The sequence below is a fragment of the Candidatus Limousia pullorum genome, assembly GCF_057405065.1.
The window spans coordinates 2,420,842-2,437,592 of sequence record NZ_CM171614.1; the positions used below are offsets into that span (position 1 = coordinate 2,420,842).

At 34.9% G+C, this 16,751-nt stretch carries 21 protein-coding genes and 2 other RNA genes; 10 read left to right on the top strand and 13 right to left on the bottom strand.

All coding sequences use genetic code 11. The features are described from left to right. Positions 1–4 precede the first annotated feature (4 nt). The 4 genes from CGICJO_RS11260 to CGICJO_RS11275 are packed head-to-tail and all read right to left on the bottom strand — an operon-like array spanning position 5 to position 1,087. Positions 5–163, bottom strand: a complete 159-nt coding sequence (locus CGICJO_RS11260) for a hypothetical protein (RefSeq protein WP_486498968.1) — start codon at positions 161–163, stop codon at positions 5–7. 1 nt (position 164) lies between these two features. After that, complete coding sequence (locus CGICJO_RS11265; RefSeq protein WP_486498969.1) at positions 165–344, bottom strand: hypothetical protein; 180 nt, start codon at positions 342–344, stop codon at positions 165–167. A 45-nt stretch (positions 345–389) separates the two neighbouring features. After that, entirely contained in the window at positions 390–872 is a 483-nt protein-coding gene (locus CGICJO_RS11270; RefSeq protein ID WP_486498970.1) for a helix-turn-helix domain-containing protein, read from the bottom strand. A gap of 38 nt (positions 873–910) precedes the next feature. Next, on the bottom strand, positions 911–1,087 hold the full coding sequence (locus CGICJO_RS11275; protein WP_486498971.1) for a helix-turn-helix domain-containing protein: 177 nt from the start codon (positions 1,085–1,087) through the stop codon (positions 911–913). A gap of 222 nt (positions 1,088–1,309) precedes the next feature. Between CGICJO_RS11275 and CGICJO_RS11280 the strand changes: the two genes are divergently transcribed. Further along, positions 1,310–1,855: a helix-turn-helix domain-containing protein gene (locus CGICJO_RS11280; RefSeq protein ID WP_486498972.1), complete on the top strand. Its 546-nt coding sequence runs from the start codon at positions 1,310–1,312 to the stop codon at positions 1,853–1,855. A gap of 96 nt (positions 1,856–1,951) precedes the next feature. Here the strand turns inward: CGICJO_RS11280 and CGICJO_RS11285 are convergent, their stop codons facing one another. Continuing rightward, positions 1,952–2,095 (bottom strand): hypothetical protein, encoded by a 144-nt coding sequence (locus CGICJO_RS11285; protein WP_486498973.1) that lies wholly within the window; start codon positions 2,093–2,095, stop codon positions 1,952–1,954. Positions 2,096–2,237: 142 nt separating this feature from the next. On the opposite strand from CGICJO_RS11285, the gene CGICJO_RS11290 reads away from it, so the two are divergent. From CGICJO_RS11290 to CGICJO_RS11310, 5 genes are all read left to right on the top strand, one after another. Then, on the top strand, positions 2,238–2,576 hold the full coding sequence (locus CGICJO_RS11290; RefSeq protein WP_486498974.1) for a helix-turn-helix domain-containing protein: 339 nt from the start codon (positions 2,238–2,240) through the stop codon (positions 2,574–2,576). Positions 2,577–2,697: 121 nt separating this feature from the next. Continuing rightward, entirely contained in the window at positions 2,698–3,039 is a 342-nt protein-coding gene (locus CGICJO_RS11295; RefSeq protein ID WP_486498975.1) for a helix-turn-helix domain-containing protein, read from the top strand. Positions 3,040–3,335: 296 nt separating this feature from the next. After that, positions 3,336–3,995: a S24 family peptidase gene (locus CGICJO_RS11300; protein WP_486498976.1), complete on the top strand. Its 660-nt coding sequence runs from the start codon at positions 3,336–3,338 to the stop codon at positions 3,993–3,995. Between the two features lie 264 nt (positions 3,996–4,259). Continuing rightward, positions 4,260–5,042, top strand: a complete 783-nt coding sequence (locus tag CGICJO_RS11305) for an FxLYD domain-containing protein (RefSeq protein WP_486498977.1) — start codon at positions 4,260–4,262, stop codon at positions 5,040–5,042. Between the two features lie 128 nt (positions 5,043–5,170). Further along, positions 5,171–5,935, top strand: coding sequence for an FxLYD domain-containing protein (locus tag CGICJO_RS11310; RefSeq protein ID WP_486498978.1), 765 nt, complete (start codon positions 5,171–5,173; stop codon positions 5,933–5,935). Positions 5,936–6,003: 68 nt separating this feature from the next. Here CGICJO_RS11310 and CGICJO_RS11315 read toward each other — a convergent pair whose 3' ends face one another. The 8 genes from CGICJO_RS11315 to ffs all read right to left on the bottom strand — a co-directional run bounded on the left by CGICJO_RS11315 (position 6,004) and on the right by ffs (position 14,324). After that, a complete protein-coding gene (locus tag CGICJO_RS11315; RefSeq protein ID WP_486498979.1) occupies positions 6,004–9,039 on the bottom strand; it encodes an HD domain-containing protein in 3,036 nt (1,011 codons plus the stop codon). Positions 9,040–9,199: 160 nt separating this feature from the next. Then, on the bottom strand, positions 9,200–10,324 hold the full coding sequence (locus CGICJO_RS11320; RefSeq protein ID WP_486498980.1) for a hypothetical protein: 1,125 nt from the start codon (positions 10,322–10,324) through the stop codon (positions 9,200–9,202). Between the two features lie 190 nt (positions 10,325–10,514). Next, positions 10,515–10,859, bottom strand: a transfer-messenger RNA (tmRNA) gene (gene ssrA / locus CGICJO_RS11325). Between the two features lie 99 nt (positions 10,860–10,958). After that, on the bottom strand, positions 10,959–11,420 hold the full coding sequence (gene smpB / locus CGICJO_RS11330) for an SsrA-binding protein SmpB (RefSeq protein WP_087379730.1): 462 nt from the start codon (positions 11,418–11,420) through the stop codon (positions 10,959–10,961). Then, on the bottom strand, positions 11,420–12,022 hold the full coding sequence (gene recR / locus CGICJO_RS11335; RefSeq protein WP_486498981.1) for a recombination mediator RecR: 603 nt from the start codon (positions 12,020–12,022) through the stop codon (positions 11,420–11,422). Before recR ends, smpB begins: the two co-directional genes overlap by 1 nt. 4 nt (positions 12,023–12,026) lie before the next feature. Then, a complete protein-coding gene (locus CGICJO_RS11340) occupies positions 12,027–12,377 on the bottom strand; it encodes a YbaB/EbfC family nucleoid-associated protein (RefSeq protein ID WP_087379737.1) in 351 nt (116 codons plus the stop codon). A gap of 56 nt (positions 12,378–12,433) precedes the next feature. After that, positions 12,434–14,134, bottom strand: coding sequence for a DNA polymerase III subunit gamma/tau (gene dnaX / locus CGICJO_RS11345; protein WP_486498982.1), 1,701 nt, complete (start codon positions 14,132–14,134; stop codon positions 12,434–12,436). A 91-nt stretch (positions 14,135–14,225) separates the two neighbouring features. Further along, positions 14,226–14,324, bottom strand: an RNA gene (gene ffs / locus CGICJO_RS11350) — signal recognition particle sRNA small type. Positions 14,325–14,541: 217 nt separating this feature from the next. On the opposite strand from ffs, the gene CGICJO_RS11355 reads away from it, so the two are divergent. The 4 genes from CGICJO_RS11355 (at position 14,542) to CGICJO_RS11370 (ending at position 16,741) form a co-directional block, all read left to right on the top strand. Next, the gene (locus CGICJO_RS11355; RefSeq protein WP_486498983.1) at positions 14,542–14,853 is read left to right on the top strand and encodes a helix-turn-helix domain-containing protein; all 312 of its coding nucleotides are present in this window, start codon (positions 14,542–14,544) and stop codon (positions 14,851–14,853) included. Positions 14,854–15,311: 458 nt separating this feature from the next. Beyond that, on the top strand, positions 15,312–15,809 hold the full coding sequence (locus tag CGICJO_RS11360; protein ID WP_087379746.1) for an NADH-quinone oxidoreductase subunit NuoE family protein: 498 nt from the start codon (positions 15,312–15,314) through the stop codon (positions 15,807–15,809). Positions 15,810–15,820: 11 nt separating this feature from the next. Continuing rightward, positions 15,821–16,372 carry an ATP-binding protein gene (locus CGICJO_RS11365; RefSeq protein WP_486498984.1) on the top strand — a complete coding sequence of 184 codons (552 nt, stop codon included), beginning with the start codon at positions 15,821–15,823 and terminating at the stop codon, positions 16,370–16,372. Beyond that, entirely contained in the window at positions 16,373–16,741 is a 369-nt protein-coding gene (locus tag CGICJO_RS11370; protein ID WP_087379752.1) for a (2Fe-2S) ferredoxin domain-containing protein, read from the top strand. Positions 16,742–16,751: the final 10 nt, after the last annotated feature.

The window sequence follows — 16,751 nt, forward strand, 5'->3', positions numbered from 1 at the left end:
GAGCCTATCTGCTCTTTCCCTGGTCACCGTTATCTTTTTCATCTTCAATCACGTCCTTAATTGTAAAGATTATTAACGTCACAATAAACGTAACGGCGGCTACAACCACCGCATGGATATTGGACAGGATAAACACCGCTGTTAAAATCAAAAACGTTTTCATTTCAGCGCTTTTTCTCCTTAACCGATATTTTTTGTGCTTTTATGTAGCACTTAACTGAGTCAACAATCAGCATTCCAAAAACAACAAAACTTGCTAAGCCGGCAAAAATCCTAATAGGCTCAATGACTATAACCAATACTGAAATTATTACACTTGTTAAGGCTGATTTTAATATTTTCATATTTACTCCTTTTCTCTTCAATGTTGTCCATAAAGAGAGCCTTTCTCAGGTATGTAAATTTTTAAGCATAGACACGATCATCTCATACCTTTCAGGTCTTGGAAATCGTTTTCCACCCTTATACGAATTCAATACCCCACGTGAAACGCCGAGTATATCTGCCAGTTCCTTAACGGAACATCCAGTTTCCTGAAGTGCCTGTTCGATTCGAGAAGCGATATCGGAGGTATCAACCTTAGACGGCGCTTTGCATTCTACTGACATATCCCACCCGCCCTTGCTCAGCAGGCTTATAACCATTTTGAGTCTCTCAGGCTTGCAAGTCGCAACCAAGTATGCTGCAAGCAGGTAATCCTCAGAAGTCAGCGATTTAACAGCGCTCTGCATAACTGGTTGATCGGTCGGTTCTGTGTGATTTTCCTCACTGATTACTTTGCTTTGCCTTTTGGTGCTTTCAACAGCTGTAATGAGCTGGTCTATCGCCTGCACAATCTCAAGTACCGAGGTTGATTTTTCTATATTGTTCATTTTGATTACTCCTTTTAATCTGAATGTGTTTTGCTCAATTACTTTTGTACAGTAAGGTTTTCATTTTCAAATGCGACTAAAGTTGATTCCTTAATAAGGTACCTCTTGCCTATTTTGACCGCTGGAAGCTTTTTCTTTTTTATCCACTCCAAAACAGTACTTATTTCCACATAGTAACGTGCAGCCACTTCTTTACATGTATAAATATTCTCCAAAAACAACAACTCCTTTTACGTATTGCTTGACTTTTGCTCGGTTTTATAGCATAATCATTAGTGTCATAATCAGTATATCCGAGTTAAACTGTTGTGTATGTTAACAAATTTGCAAAGTTACCACCAATAACTTTGTTATTCAAATCTTTATTAACGCTTTGCCTCTGTTTGACTCGGTTACTGAACAACAATAAAAATTCTATAAAAACCGGAGGTATAAAAATGACTTTCTATCAAAAACTTGAAACGCTTTGCAAAGAAAGAGGCATAACGGTTACTTCCCTTGCAACAGAACTTGGTTTCTCCAGTTCTGCTGGCACTACTTGGAAGAAATTGAAAGAAATGCCTCGAAACAGTACGCTTAAAAAAATCGCAGATTATTTCGATATAAGCGTCAATGAATTAGAGGATGGAATAGTATCGCCTATTAACTATGACTATATTGATGCATCGTCTTTCCGACCAGACCTATATGATCACTTCTTGGACATATACAAAGGCGATGTAAACTCTGCAATAAAAGCATATTTGAATTTTGAAAAAGCAGAATCAGAGGATGCCGCCAAAGATTCGAGAAATTACATACATAATAATCAAAACGAAATTTACAACGGGTGCGACTCTATTAACAAAATCAACAACTCTAAAAAAAATCTGACAGAACAGGAAATCGCACTGTTAAGTATTTTTGAAAAACTGGATGTAATTAAGCAGGCACAGTTGCTTGCTTTCGCCGCAGATCTTGTAAAGCAGGAAAATTTGTTTTAAGTTATCATTCTGACATAGATGTGCTTTATGCTCCTATCGCATACTAAAAGGCTTTATCTTTTGCCTCTCTTTCCACTGTGCCGGCAAGAAGCCGGCTCAGCTTGCTTTCTTTTCGTTTGGATCTTTTTCTCTTTCCTGAGCAAATACAAGAGCCTGCTGAATTGCAATAATGTATTTTTTATTTTCGCTATTGAGCTCTTTAAATTTGCTTAAAAAATTTTTTTCAGTAGATTTATCCATTATGTATCCTCCTTTCTCCACTCTCTATGTAAGTATAATAACATAACATAGTGAGTGTGTCAATACTATTTTCTTTCTTTTTACTTGCTTTGTGAGTGTTTTTGTGATATTATATATTTACGGAAAGTAAGGGGGTGTATATATGACCATAAATCAGCGCATCAAAGAATTAAGACAATCTTTATGTCTATCCCAAGCAAAATTTGCAAAAGAAATTTCTATTTCAAATGGATATATTGCTGGCATAGAACTTGGAAATAGAAAAGTCAACGACAGACTTGTTAAGCTTATTTCTGCAACTTTTAACGCAAATGAAGAGTGGCTAAAAACCGGAAATGGCGAAATGTTTAACAAACAACCTGATCAAGCATTTGATTTAGCCTACTCTACATTCAAAGAATTAAAACCCGAATACCAAGAGTATGTATTAAAGCAAATAGATCAACTACTTGAAATCCAGCGCAAAGAAACAGAAAATTAACAAGTGTAAAAAGCGGTAGATAAACTTCTTGGTATAGACAATTAAATTGTAAAATAATATCAACTATGCTATTCACTATTCGCCAACTTTAAAGTACAATGGTGGCGAAAGGAGAGATTATATGATAGGTTTTTGCGTTGAAGAGATGAGAATCAGAATAAAAGAACTCAAGAAGCAAAAAGGAATGTCCAACGATGATTTGGCAGAGAAATCAGAGATTCCAAAAAGCACTTTGACAAAAATTCTCGGTAGCAAAACAAAAGACCCACAAATTTCAAATATTATTAAGATTGCCAAAGCCCTTGACACGACGGCAGATTATTTAATATTTGGAAATCAGGAAAATGAAGTAAAAGAGGATTTTTCCGAAAAAGAAAAAGAACTCGTTTTAGCCTACCGCTCACATCCAGAGATGCAGTCGGCGGTAGATAAACTTCTTGGTATAGATAATAAAAATGAATGAATTTATCTGTTGCCTATTTGGTGACTTAACAAGTAAAAAAATATGAATAAGAACTATTCTATGGACATTATCTGTTACTTTACGTTCTATTTTCCATATACAAGGCTATCATTTATCATGAGGAAACATTTTGTTGTTTTAATTCCCCATACTTTTTGTATTCTATTTGGTGACAAACACAGCTTAACATAATCACCTTTATGTGTCAACTATTTGGTGACTTTTTTGAAAATTATCTTTACTTTGGTGACAAAATATGCTTTAATATAAACAAGCAGAATTTTGAGGTGGTAATAATGAATAATGAGTTTGGAAAAAGACTCAAAAAAATCAGAGAAGAACGTAATATGTCACAAGACGAACTTGCAAGCCTACTCAAAACATCCAAACAAGTTATTAGTAGATATGAAACTTCACAACGAATACCGAAAATTACAACCGTTTATGAATATGCACAGACACTTGGCGTATCTTTAGAAGAGCTTACTGGATACGCAGTAACTGACGGACAAGCAAAATTAGAAGATAATATTCTAACTGATAACAGAAAAAATACTGATACCGGGATAAAGATTCCTGTTCTCGGAACTGTTAAGGCAGGCATTCCAATGGAAGCGATAGAAGAAATTCTTGATTGGGAAGAAATATCTGAAAAAATGTCAAGACAAGGCGAGTTTTTCGGTTTAAGGATTAAAGGTGACTCAATGTCCCCAAGAATATTAGACGGCGATGTTGTTATTGTTAGGCAACAATCCGATGCAGAAACAGGCGATATCGTTATTGTAAAAATTAATGGCGACGATGCATGTTGTAAAAAGCTAATAAAACATAGTAATAGTATCAGTCTCATATCATTCAATCCTGCATACGAACCAATGTACTTCAGCCATGATGATGTGATTAGTAAGCCTGTAACTATCATAGGTAAAGTAGTAGAACTTAGAGCAAAATTTTAGTATATTAAAAACATAGAACCCCTTTTAACTCATTTAGAGCTAAAAGGGGTTACTTTTATAAAATGCAGTGTATTATTAATTTATCACATATTTTTCTATTAATAATAAGTATTCTTTTCCCATTAAAAATTCAGATTTTTTAATTATAATTATGTATATTTTATTAAAAATTATTGATTTTTATAGTAATAAATGATATATTTTAAATGTACAATTACTTTATATAAGAATTTACAGTTACTTTTATAAGAAAGGTGAATTGATATGAGAAAAAAATTGACTATTTTTTTAGTGCTTGCTTTAATTATTGCAACAATTACCTCTTGTTCTTCCAGCGATGTGCAACAGACAGATGTCGAAAAAACTACGGATGCCACAGTGTCAACAACCAATGCTACAGTTACAACAACAGAAAATTCACTTACAACAACAGAGAATGACGCTAACAGTGAGTTTTTACCTCCTGAACTCGTAAAAAGCGAATATGTAGTATCTGAATCATCAGTAGGAAATAGGGTTTCATATGCTCTTCAAATTAAAAATCCAAACCCAAATCATGCCATACAATTCCCAACTATTTACATCACAGCAAAAGACGAAAATGGAAAAGTCTTAACCGAAGAACAAGATCAGCTTATGAGCCTTGCAGCTGGAGAAACTATTACATACGGTAGTGCAATTACTTACAAAGGCGATTTACCTGAAACTGTCGAATTTTCTGTTGATGTCAAAGAAACAAACGTAACATATCTCCCACAAGAGAGCTCTGGTATAATTTATGCAAAGGACCTTTCCGTAGAAAATGTTACTGTGGAAGATATTTCTTACACAACCAAATACTCTGCAAACGTCACAAATAATAGTGACATCGATATGCATGCAGTATCAATATCAATCATCTACAGAAAAGACGGCAATCTTGCCGGAAGTGAAAGCGATTTGCTTTTAAGTTTAAATGCAGGCGAAACAAAGTCTTTCTCAATTTATAGCATAATAGACAAAGAAGAATATGATTCCTACGAAATATACGTCATTCCTATGGGCTGATTTCTGATTAGTAGAACGCAATTAATATGCTCTGTATTTTTTATATAATATAAGAATAAATCCAAAAATATAAAGTAAGGTGAAATTATATGAAAACTAAAATATTTGCGTTTTTTATGGTTTTAATTATGGCTTTCTCTATGTCTGCATGTGGTAGCAATCAAGAAAGTACAGAGCCTACAACCAATGAAAGCACAACTACAGAAGTGAAAAGTACAGAAAAAAGCACAACAGAAGAAAAAACCGAAGAGACAACAGAAAATCTTGAGCCTTTGGAAGTTCTGGACTTCGGATACACTGCATACGAGTCTTCTTTAACAGCTTTCCTTGAGGATGAATGTCAGACAATGATTGAATACGGCGTGAAAATCAAAAATCCTAATCCTAATCACGCTGTAAATTTTGTAGTAATAAAATTTACAGCAAAAGACGCTTATGGAAAAGTTCTGAATGAAAATGAAATGCCACTGACCGCAATAGCCGCAGGTGATACGATAATGTGTGGCGGAACGATTATGTATGACGGGGAAGTAGCTACAACAGTAGAAGCGACAGTAGGCTCTTTGGCAGATGACGGCGGCTACATTTTGCAAGAAGAGTCTACCGCTATTTACCAAAACGAACTCGTTGTAAGTGATGTATCTGAGCGTAAAAACGAAGATAGGGCACTTATAGCGTTATACGGAAATGTTACCAATACAAGTAATTTTGATATAAATAGCTATTTCCCAGTCATGGCAGTTTTTTATAAAGACGGCAAAATAATAGGAGGAACACTTGATTACTATGAAGGTTTAAAAAGCGGCGATACAATGCCTTTTGAAATTGACATAAGCTATCTTGCAGAAGATTTACAAGACTACGACCACTACGAAATCTATGTAGGTCAATAAAATAAAACTCAACCCACCAGCCCTGTGAAAAGCTGGTGGGTTTTATGCTTTGTATAAATAATTAGAAATCATTCATTATCTTCAAGCTCATCCTCATCATCAAAAATATAAATATCGTCTTCGGTAACGTATAAATCATCAGTAACAAGTATATCGATGTTTGGAATATTTCTTATAGCATCCATAAGATAGTTAATATTATCCATTAAAAATTCAGGAAAACTTCCTGATAAAACACTTATCAATTTATAAAATAGTTGTTGTGAAAAATTTTTAATTATTAATCCATTCTCTATAAAAAATTTTGATAATGGATGATTTATATTATAAATATTTTTACTTGTATATTCAATACTAAAAATGAGTTTATTTGATAATCTATTGTTTTTAAATGTAATGAACATATCCGGTGGAAATATTCCCATATTCCCATAAAAATTACCCTTACCACTAATATTTATAACTGGTTTATCATTAACAATATCTAGCCCAAGCTCATATTTTGAATTTAAATAAGAAAATATTACTTTTCTATAGTAATTATCATAAATACTGTCATTAAAATTCATGCAAACTTTTCCATCTTTATAGACCTTATCGGATATTGTTTTGTAATTATAAGTATCATTTCCATATTTAAAAATCATTCGCTCAATAAAATCTTTTCGTCTTGATAATATTTCATTATAACTATCCAACGAAAGATTACAATCTTTTTCATCTTGTAAAAAAGTAAAATCTATTTTATAACCATACTCTAATAAAAACGATGTAATAATCATAGAAATATCTATTTTTTCTTCGATATTAATATTTTCTACATATTCCCTTGAAATATTTGTTATTATATTATTACTGTTTCTTATAAAAAAACATGCGAATTCATTATACATATTTTCATCACTATTACTTACATTGCGTATTCCGTTACAAATATAATAATTAAAATAATATTCTTTTTTTATATGACTAATAAATTCCTTCATAGGCGCCGTAAAATCGCATTGAATATTCACCGTCATTATTCCGAAAAAATTATTTTTATTTGGATTGATAAAATCAACATTTAATTCCATGGTATCTTTTATAACTCGCAAGCTATAAGAAGTAAACCTATCCGGCAGTTTATTTTCTAAATAAACAACAAAAATAACTCCTGACAACTTATTCGAATATTTATTTAATAATACGCAGTCAATGATAATATTTTGAATCTTAGTTGCTAATTTTTCACCTGATTCAAAATTTTTTAAATATGATGAAACTTTTTCTTTTTGAAAACTTGTCAATGGAATTTTTAATGTTCTTACAGGTGAATTTTTTTCTCCTGCACCAAAAGATTCCATTGCATTCATAAATTCATCCTGTGTTGTATATCGATGTATCGTTTCACCTTCTTGCAGTACAACTGAAAATGGAGGAAACAGTAAATATTTATCTACGATATCTTTAAAGCATGTATACTCTGTTGTTTTATACAATGCAGTTCTCACAGCAATAACCGTTCCCGGTTTATTTAAATATTCTTTTTTCTCAGTATCGGTAACACCTTTCATTTCATTTGGAATATGATGTTTTTCCTCGCTGGATACATAATAATATCCTGACATATTCGGAATCTCAAGACGCAAAGCTTTTTTATCCTTATAATGATAGGTACTAATATAAACTTTATTATCTTTTTCCAAAAAGCAAGATAACATCCCTATACCAAATTTACTAATCGGTGAATATTCAACATCATTACCACTTGCAAGCATTTCTTTTTTAAAGCTATCTGAGGTATAATAAGAATTTCCTACTTTTAAAAGATGGTTCATTATGACTTCTAAATTCATTCCAGTACCATTGTCCTCTATGCGGAACCAATCATATCCCTCGTTATCACGCCAGCACCTTATCTTAATTTCAGGTTTCCAGTTTTGCGGAAGATTCTTATCTATTTGTTTTCTGGTAAGCACAGCGTCTATTGCATTTTGAAGTAATTCTCTTACAAACACATAAGGATCATCATATAGATTTTCTCCCGCAAAAAGTTCAAGTATTTTTTCTTGGTCAAAAGTAAAACGGTACTCTCCTGATAAATAATTATGTGCAACTATGTTAATATCAACATCCATAGGTAGTATAAAATTTCGCCATCTATCATTACATGTTTTAATTATCTGAGAACAGCCACAAAGTTCTGCTTTAACCCAATCAATATATGAACGAATAGCCTGCTCTATTTGAATTGACCCGCAACATGCACTATATATAATATTATAATATGGTGTTCTTTTTGTAGGAAAATCAAATCCCAATGATGAACTGTGCTTTTCCCATTCATTTTTGCTTATTTTTTCTTCTTTGCTCTCTACATTCTCTAAATCAAAAAAATCATACAAAGTTTTTGGTGCTCTGCTTGTATCGAAATCAAGAATATCACTTAAACGCAAAAGAATTGCACAAAGTTTTAAATCAATTCTATCATTAGAAACAAGATTATTTTGAATATAGCTAAAGTTTTCACCGTGGCTTTGACATACGCTTGCTATATTTTCTACACCAATTCTTGTTTGAAACAATAAGTTATCAGAAAAACTTTCTTTATAAAAAAACTTATTAATAAGTTCATTAGATCTTTTATGGTGAATGCTGCGCATAAAATCATTCATTATATCTTTTGGAATATCATCAAGAGTTTTTAATTCCTTAAAACCATCTTTATACACACGATTATAATAGCCAGCGTGTTTATCTAAGTACTCTTCAATAAGTGCAGAATCTTCAATAAGTTCATCTTTTTCCTTTTTATCATAACTCATTCCCACATCATGGCAACAACCAGCGATTAGCATAACTGCTGCTTCGTCACAAGTTATATCATTAAGTTTATCACCTAACAATTTACACATTATATCAAGGACATTTTTAATATGAGTCCAGTCATGCATTGTATACATAGGAAATGTTAGATTTATAGTCCTTGCTCTATCAATTCCATAAGTACATATTTCTCCAACTTGTACTATAAATTTTTGATTGTCAGGAGTTATAAGTTCCTTATTAACCTTTTCCTCAAAAACTTGCCACAGTTTCGTGTTTTTTAAATCACTGTTCATTTCCGCACCCCAGTTCATTTATACATCTTTTATTAACATTATCAATAAAAATAACGGTTTTTACAAATATATTTTATGACAAATTATTCTATATTTCAAGTTAAAAATAAAAATGGAAGGCATAAAAATATTAATATGTTACAAAACTAAATATAAATAGTTATTTTCTTAAACTTTTCATCATCGATAAAGCTGTAAATACAGCAGAAATAAGTGTAAGCGGAATCATATAAATATTAGAAAAATACCAATTCCAAAAATCTGGAAATAAACTCATTCGAGATAAAACTGTATCATTAACATACCCTGAAATAAACAAGAAGTTATTTTTAGCGTCATAAGAAAAACTTATCAATGATTCTGAAGAGTTTAAGCAGATTTCTTGATTTTTTAAAGTGTATTCATTTGCATTTGGCGTATAGGATATAGCAAAATTTCCATTAGCTACTATTTTACAAGATCTTACATATTTTGATTCAACGTTTTCAAAATCAACAAAACAATTTTCTAATTGTAAATTCGAATCTTCATATGAGTTTTTTATATATATTTTCACCGGATATTTTTCTTCATTATATAATCTATCAATATAATTAGTATATAGCTGATACTCTTTTTCATATTCTTTTTTTACGGTGCCATCGTCATTAGTTATCTCTTCAAGAACCCTTTTGTATTCATTTATAGTGTTTTTTGTTAATGTATCCATTAATATTAAATCTTGTGTACAATCAATTTCATCTTTCTTACCATCTTCTCTCATAATATATGCATTTTCAGAATAAATTTTTAAATGTTGTTCACCAACAAAAAAGTATTCTGAAGTATCTGAATATATTATTTTATTTTGAAATGAGAATGAGTTTACATCATAAAAATTAACCTTATCTATAGTTCCAAAAAAGCTTATATATCCTTCTCTAAAGTTTTTATATTCTTCTGGAGATATTACCAAGTAATCGCCTTCTATGTAATCTATGCCATTGATTGATAGACCATTTAAGTCTATTATAATTTCATTATTGCCACTAATCGACACATAATCTGAGATAATACTGCTTACTTCCAATAGTTCAGTTTTACAATCAACATATGAAACACTATCTAATTCACCATATACATACGCTTTTTTAGGTTTAACAGAGAATATTAATAATAATACAAACATAATAATACTCAGGGCCTTAAACAAATTAAATATAAATGATTTATTAATTGCTTTCACAATATTATTGTTACTAAATTCTTTGTATTTTCTACTTAATATCCATAAATAATGTTTCATAATAATGTACCACCATAATTTGTTATACTATATTTTGTTATCAAATATTTAGATATAAACTAAAATATCCTAATTTAGACTAAAGGCAGAGAACCGTTATCGATCCTCTGCCTTTAGTTTTGTTAGTAGTCCGAACATCCCGGGGGTGAATATGAATACCACTCCTGAAGATGTTCGGATAATTGTTCTTTGGTGGAGATGAGGAGAGTCGAACTCCTGTCCGAAAATCTCGCCTCACGGCTTTCTCCGAGCGCAGTTATTGTTTTGGGATTCCCCCATTATGACTCCCAACAACAGGATTCATAAGTCGGTAGTTTCTATTGTGTGACCAAAGCCGAAACACTCTTTGATTCACATTTACCACTAATCGACGCCCTTACCTCAGCCGTGGTACTCCGAGGAAGAACGAGCTGCATTAAGCAGCTAAAGCAACTTTATTGTTGTTAGTTATTTTTAAGTTACGGATTTTATAGCGGTTCCGCACCGCTGCTCGCTTACCATGGCTTGAAATCCCCGTCGAAACCTTTACATCCCCTAATAGATTTATCTGGTTTTTACAAACCTTGTATTTAAAAGCTGCTTTCTTTGGAAAAGTATTATATCACTATTCCTATTACTTTTCAAGAGATATTTGTCATTTTCTGCTTTCTTTCATAGCTCTGTCGATATCTCTCTTGGCGCTTTTTGCCGCCATATCGGCTCTCTTATCATAGAGCTTTTTACCTCTGCACAGTCCTACCTGAACCTTTACTCTGCTTCCTTTAAAGTACAGGCTCAATGGTATAAGTGAATAGCCGGTTTGTTTTACCGTTCCGTAAAGCTTCATTATCTCTTTTTTATGCATTAAAAGTCTTCTCACTCTTACAGGGTCACGGTTAAAAATATTTCCGTGTTCATATGGACTTATATGCATACCGTTTACAAAAATCTCGCCCTCCACTATAGAGCACCAGCTATCTTTCAGGTTTACCTTTCCGGCTCTCAGAGATTTTACCTCTGTTCCGCAAAGCTCTATTCCCGCTTCATAGCTTTCATCTACAAAGTAGTCGTGGTAGGCTTTTTTATTTTGAGCTATTGTTTTAAGTGACTCTTTCATTACAGTTCACTCCTGCCCTCTATTGCTCTGAGCAATGTTTCTTCGTCGGCGTACTCAAGATCTCCGCCTACAGGTATTCCATAGGCAAGTCTGGTGACTTTTACACCCAATGGCTTTAAAAGTCTTGAAATATACATGGCGGTTGTTTCCCCCTCAACTGTGGGATTTGTTGCCATTATTACCTCTTTTACATTGCCGTTATTTATACGTGCCAGCAGTTCTTTTATGCACAGTCTATCGGGAGTTATGCCCTCAAGAGGAGATATTGCCCCGTGAAGCACATGGTATGTTCCGTTAAACTCCCTTGTGTTCTCTATCGCCATGGCGTCCCTTGACTCTTCCACAACGCAGATAACTTCTTTATCCCTTTTAGGGTCGCTGCATATGGAACACTTTTCTTTATCTGTAAAATTACAGCAAACTGTGCAGTACTTTATTTTGTCGTGGGCGTCGGTTATCGCCTTGGCAAAATCCGACGCCTCGTTTTGACTCATATTAAGCACATAATAGGCAAGCCTCTGAGCTGTCTTTATGCCTATTCCCGGCAATTTTTCAAACTGCTCCACAAGCCTGTCCAAAGGTGCTACATTATAACTTCCCATGTTATCAGAACAAGCCCGGCAAGCTAAATCCACCGGAAAGCTCTGTCATTGTGTCTTCCTTATCCTTCTGAGCAGCTCTCAGTGCTTCGTTTACTGCAGCTGTGATAAGATCGGAAAGCATCTCAACATCCTCCGGGTCAACAACTTCCGGCTTAATGTCCATTGATTTGATTTCCATTTTACCTGTAACTGTTACGCTTACAGCATTTCCGCCTGCTGTTGCGGAATATTCTTTTTCATTGAGCACGTTTGATGCTTCGTCCATCTGCTCCTGCATTTTCTGTGCCTGCTTTGCAATCTGCTGAAGGTTTGTTCCTCCGTTGGAACCGTATCCCTTTGGTAATCTTGCTTTCATAAGTATGTCCTCCAATTTAATAAATATTTATTCAAAAGTTTTATTTGCTAAATCAATTATTCTTCCGTCACTTCGATACCCAAGCTCTTAAAGTTTTCTGTGAGCTTTTCTATTGGGTCTTCCTTTTCCTCACGGATTTTCTTTTCAGGTGGTCTGTATGGTCCCAGGCTGTAGGTTGCACCGGTGATTTCCAAAACAGCTTCCCTGATTTTTTCTCTTTGTGACGACTGTTTTAAAAGCTGGAAAGGAATGTCTGACGGAGAGTCTATCAATATATATCTGCCGCTGACATATGCTTTTGTTCCGTCGAAAGCGGCTGAAATGGTTTTTGAATATTTCCTGAGATTCTCCACTACTTCTTTCCAATTTGGGAATGGCTTTGCATTTCGGTAAATCTCATCTACATCAACCGCTCCTCTTTTTCTTTGAGGTTCTCTCGAAGAATTTTGAGGGTCTTCCGCCTGATTGGAAACAGTATTCTCTGAATTTTCTGTATCATTAAACTCGGCAGTGTTTTCTGATGTTTCAGCCTTATTGGAAGTTTCTCCGTTTTTATTCAGATTGTCATCTTTCTGAACTGTCAAAGTTCCGCTTGAAATCATGTTCATAAGGCGGTTTACGGTTCGCTCCAAAGCTCCGATTCTGCTTAAAACCGCATCCTCTGTCACATCAAGCTGAGGAGAACAAAGTTTAACTACAGCAGTTTCCATTTCTGTTCTGCTGTCTGCTCCCCTGTTCATTCTCTCGAAAGCCGAACCCAAAACATCCATAATATGGACAATTTCCGAAAGGCTTATTCTCTCCGCATGGGACTTCAAAACCTCAAGTTCATCTCTTCCCACAACAAGAATATCATCCGGGTTCTTTACGCTTTTTAAAAGCATAAGATTTCGGAAATGCTCGGTAAGCTCTTCGCAAAGTCTTGCCATGTCCTTTGACTCACCGTAGAGCTTTGCAATAAGCTCTAAAGCTTCTCCGCAGTTTTTATTTATGCAGGATGACGCCATGTCGTACACATAACCTCTTCCCGAAAGACCTGCCGCTTCTCTGACAACTGAAAGTGTTATTTCCCCGCCGCTCAAACCTATGCATCTATCTGTCAAAGACAGCGCATCTCTCAATGCTCCGTCGGCTATTGCCGCTATAAGCAAAGCCGCATCGTCGGTTATTGAACAGCCCTCCTGTTCAACCACATATTTCAGTCTGTCCTTTATTACATGAGGATTTATTCTGTGAAAATCAAACCTCTGGCAACGTGAAATTATAGTAGCAGGAAGCTTGTGAACCTCTGTGGTAGCTAAGATAAATATAACGTGTGAGGGCGGCTCTTCCAAGGTTTTAAGCAAAGCATTAAAAGCTTCTTGGGTGAGCATATGCACCTCGTCGATTATATACACTTTATATTTGCCCTTTGCCGGAGTGAAAACTGCACCGTCTATGACGCTTCTGATATCGTCAATTCTTCTGTTGCTGGCGGCGTCCATTTCCACAATGTCCTGAAAGCTTCCGTCCTCTGCCGCAATACAGTTTTCACACTTGCCGCAGGGGTTTCCGTTTTCCGGAGAAAGACAATTCACAGCCTTTGCCAAAATTTTGGCGCAGGTGGTTTTACCGGTACCACGGGAACCTGTAAACAGATATGCGTGGTTTATTCTTCCGGATTTCAGTTCGTTTACAAGGGTAGTTGTTATATGCTCCTGACCTGAAACATCATCAAATGTTTTTGGTCTCCATTTTCTGTACAGAACCTGATACAATCAACTCACCCCCGAAATAAAAGTAAAATGCAAGCCTTTGCGAAACATTTATCCTTTTGGGGATCTCCTGCTCGCCGTCGCATAAATAAGTGAACGACAGACTTACTGTATCGCATCAAGTGCACTGCTTAATGCTGCTCAGTTCCCTGCCTGACATGGTTCACAGGCCTCAATCGTACAGGGCCTGCCGCTCACTTATCCATGCGAAAACTCATAGACTTGCATTCCGCTGTGTAGTATACCATGAATTAACCAAAAAATCAAGAGTATTTTTGAGATTTTTTACAAAAAGTATTTTAAATCTTTTCATCACAGATTAAAATTATAAATAAAACAATATCTGATATCCACAAATCCTTTGTTTCATGCTATTATATAGATAAACTTTATATAAGCGGTGAAACAAAATGAAAAATATTCTTGAAACCATAACTAAATATCGACTTGAGCGTGGATGGACGGAATATCAGCTTGCAGAACACTCCGGACTTCCTCAATCCACCATTTCTTCCTGGTACAGAAAGGACATGGTTCCCTCTGTCCAATCTTTGGAAAAAATATGCAATGCTTTCGGAATAACACTTTCTCAGCTTTTTGCCGAGGACGATGCACCTGTAACCCTTACCCACTCCCAAAAAATTCTTCTGGAAAAGTGGTCAAAGCTTAACAAGGAACAGCAGGATATTCTTTTTGAACTGATTGATAAAATGAATTGCTGATAAAATCTTTAAAGCAACAAATTGTACTTAAAAAACTCCTAATTATCAATACTCCAGAATTTGTATTTTTATCCTTTTTTCAAGCTCAAATAAATCACGATTTTTTGTTTTTGACAGCCGAAAGGCTGTTTTTTCTTTTTTAAATCAAAAATTTTTATTTCAAATCCTGCATATAATTTAAGATGTTAATTCATTGACAACTTTATTACCGGGCTTGGATGGGTGTATGACTGAGTATATTTTCCTATTCAATCAAAATTATGCAGGAATAGGAATTTAAAAATTCAAAATCAGTTATTAGTGTATAAAATTTCACTCATGAGATTAAATTTTTGTGGACTTTTGAATAAATATATGTTATTATGTAGTTGTATGCATAAGAACAGATAAAATTATTTATCGTTTAAAGAGAATATTGATGTTGCATAATTATTTTATTGCTAAGGAGGAAATAACAGATGCAAAAGAAAATAAGCAGTATTCCTTTTAACGGAACTGCCGAGCAGGAAGCCAAGCTTAAAGAGATTATCGCAAAACACAAAGATGATCCAGGTGCAGTAATGCCCGTTTTGCAGGAAGCACAGGAAGTTTACGGCTATCTGCCAATAGAAGTTCAGAAGATGATTGCTGAGGGTCTTTCAGTTCCTCTGGAAGAGGTTTACGGAGTATCTACTTTCTATTCACAGTTTTCACTTACACCAAAGGGACAGTACAACATCTCTGTCTGTCTTGGAACTGCCTGCTATGTTAAGGGCGCAGGAAAGATTATTGAAAGAATTTCCGAGATTTTGGGAATAGGTGCTGAGGAATGTACCGCAGACGGAAGATTTTCTCTTACAGCCTGCCGCTGCATAGGCGCATGCGGTTTGGCTCCTGTAATGACTGTAAACGACGATGTTTACGGACGTCTTGAGGTTGAGGATATCGACGGAATACTTGCAAAGTACATGGCATAAGGGCATAAAGTATGAGGGAGCTTTCTTTAAATGTAATGGACATTGCTCAAAACTCCGTAAGAGCGAAAGCCTCTGTTATTAAAATAGAAATTACAGAGGATACGGAACAGAGCACTTTGGAAATAAAAATTACCGACGACGGATGCGGTATGTCCGAAGAACAGGTAAAAAGCGTTATTGACCCGTTTTTTACCACAAGAACCACCAGAAAGGTAGGACTTGGTATCCCTCTCTTTAAAATGGCGGCAGAACAGACGGGCGGATACCTTGACATTAAGTCACAATTAGGAAAAGGAACTGTTGTAACCGCTAAATTTATTTCATCCCACATGGATATGACTCCTCTCGGAGATATAAATTCAACAATTTCAATTTTAATCCGCTGTAATCCCGACACAAACATTGTGTTTACTCATTCGGTTGACGATAAAACCTTTACTCTCGACACCAGAGAGCTTAAAGAGGTGCTTGGAGATGTTCCTCTGGACACGCCGGAGGTTATGCAGTGGATCGATGATTACTTAAAAGAACAAACAGAAATACTTTACGGAGGTGCGTTATAAATGAAATCTTTAGCCGAATTACAGGCAATCAGAGATAGAGCAAAGGCACAGCTTAACATGCGCCAGGACAATCCGGACGCTATCAGAGTTCTTGTTGGTATGGCAACATGCGGAATAGCTGCAGGAGCAAGACCTGTGCTTAACGCTTTCACAGAAGAAATAGCAAAAAGAGGTCTTACAAACGTAACAGTTACACAGACAGGTTGTATCGGTATTTGCCAGTTTGAGCCGGTTGTAGAAATTGAAGTTCCGGGCGAGGACAAGGTTACATATGTAAAGATGACACCTGAAAAGGTAGCAAAGGTTGTTAATGACCATATTGTAAATAAAAACGTAGTTACCGAATATACAATCGGTGCAAACTCATAACAGGGAGGAA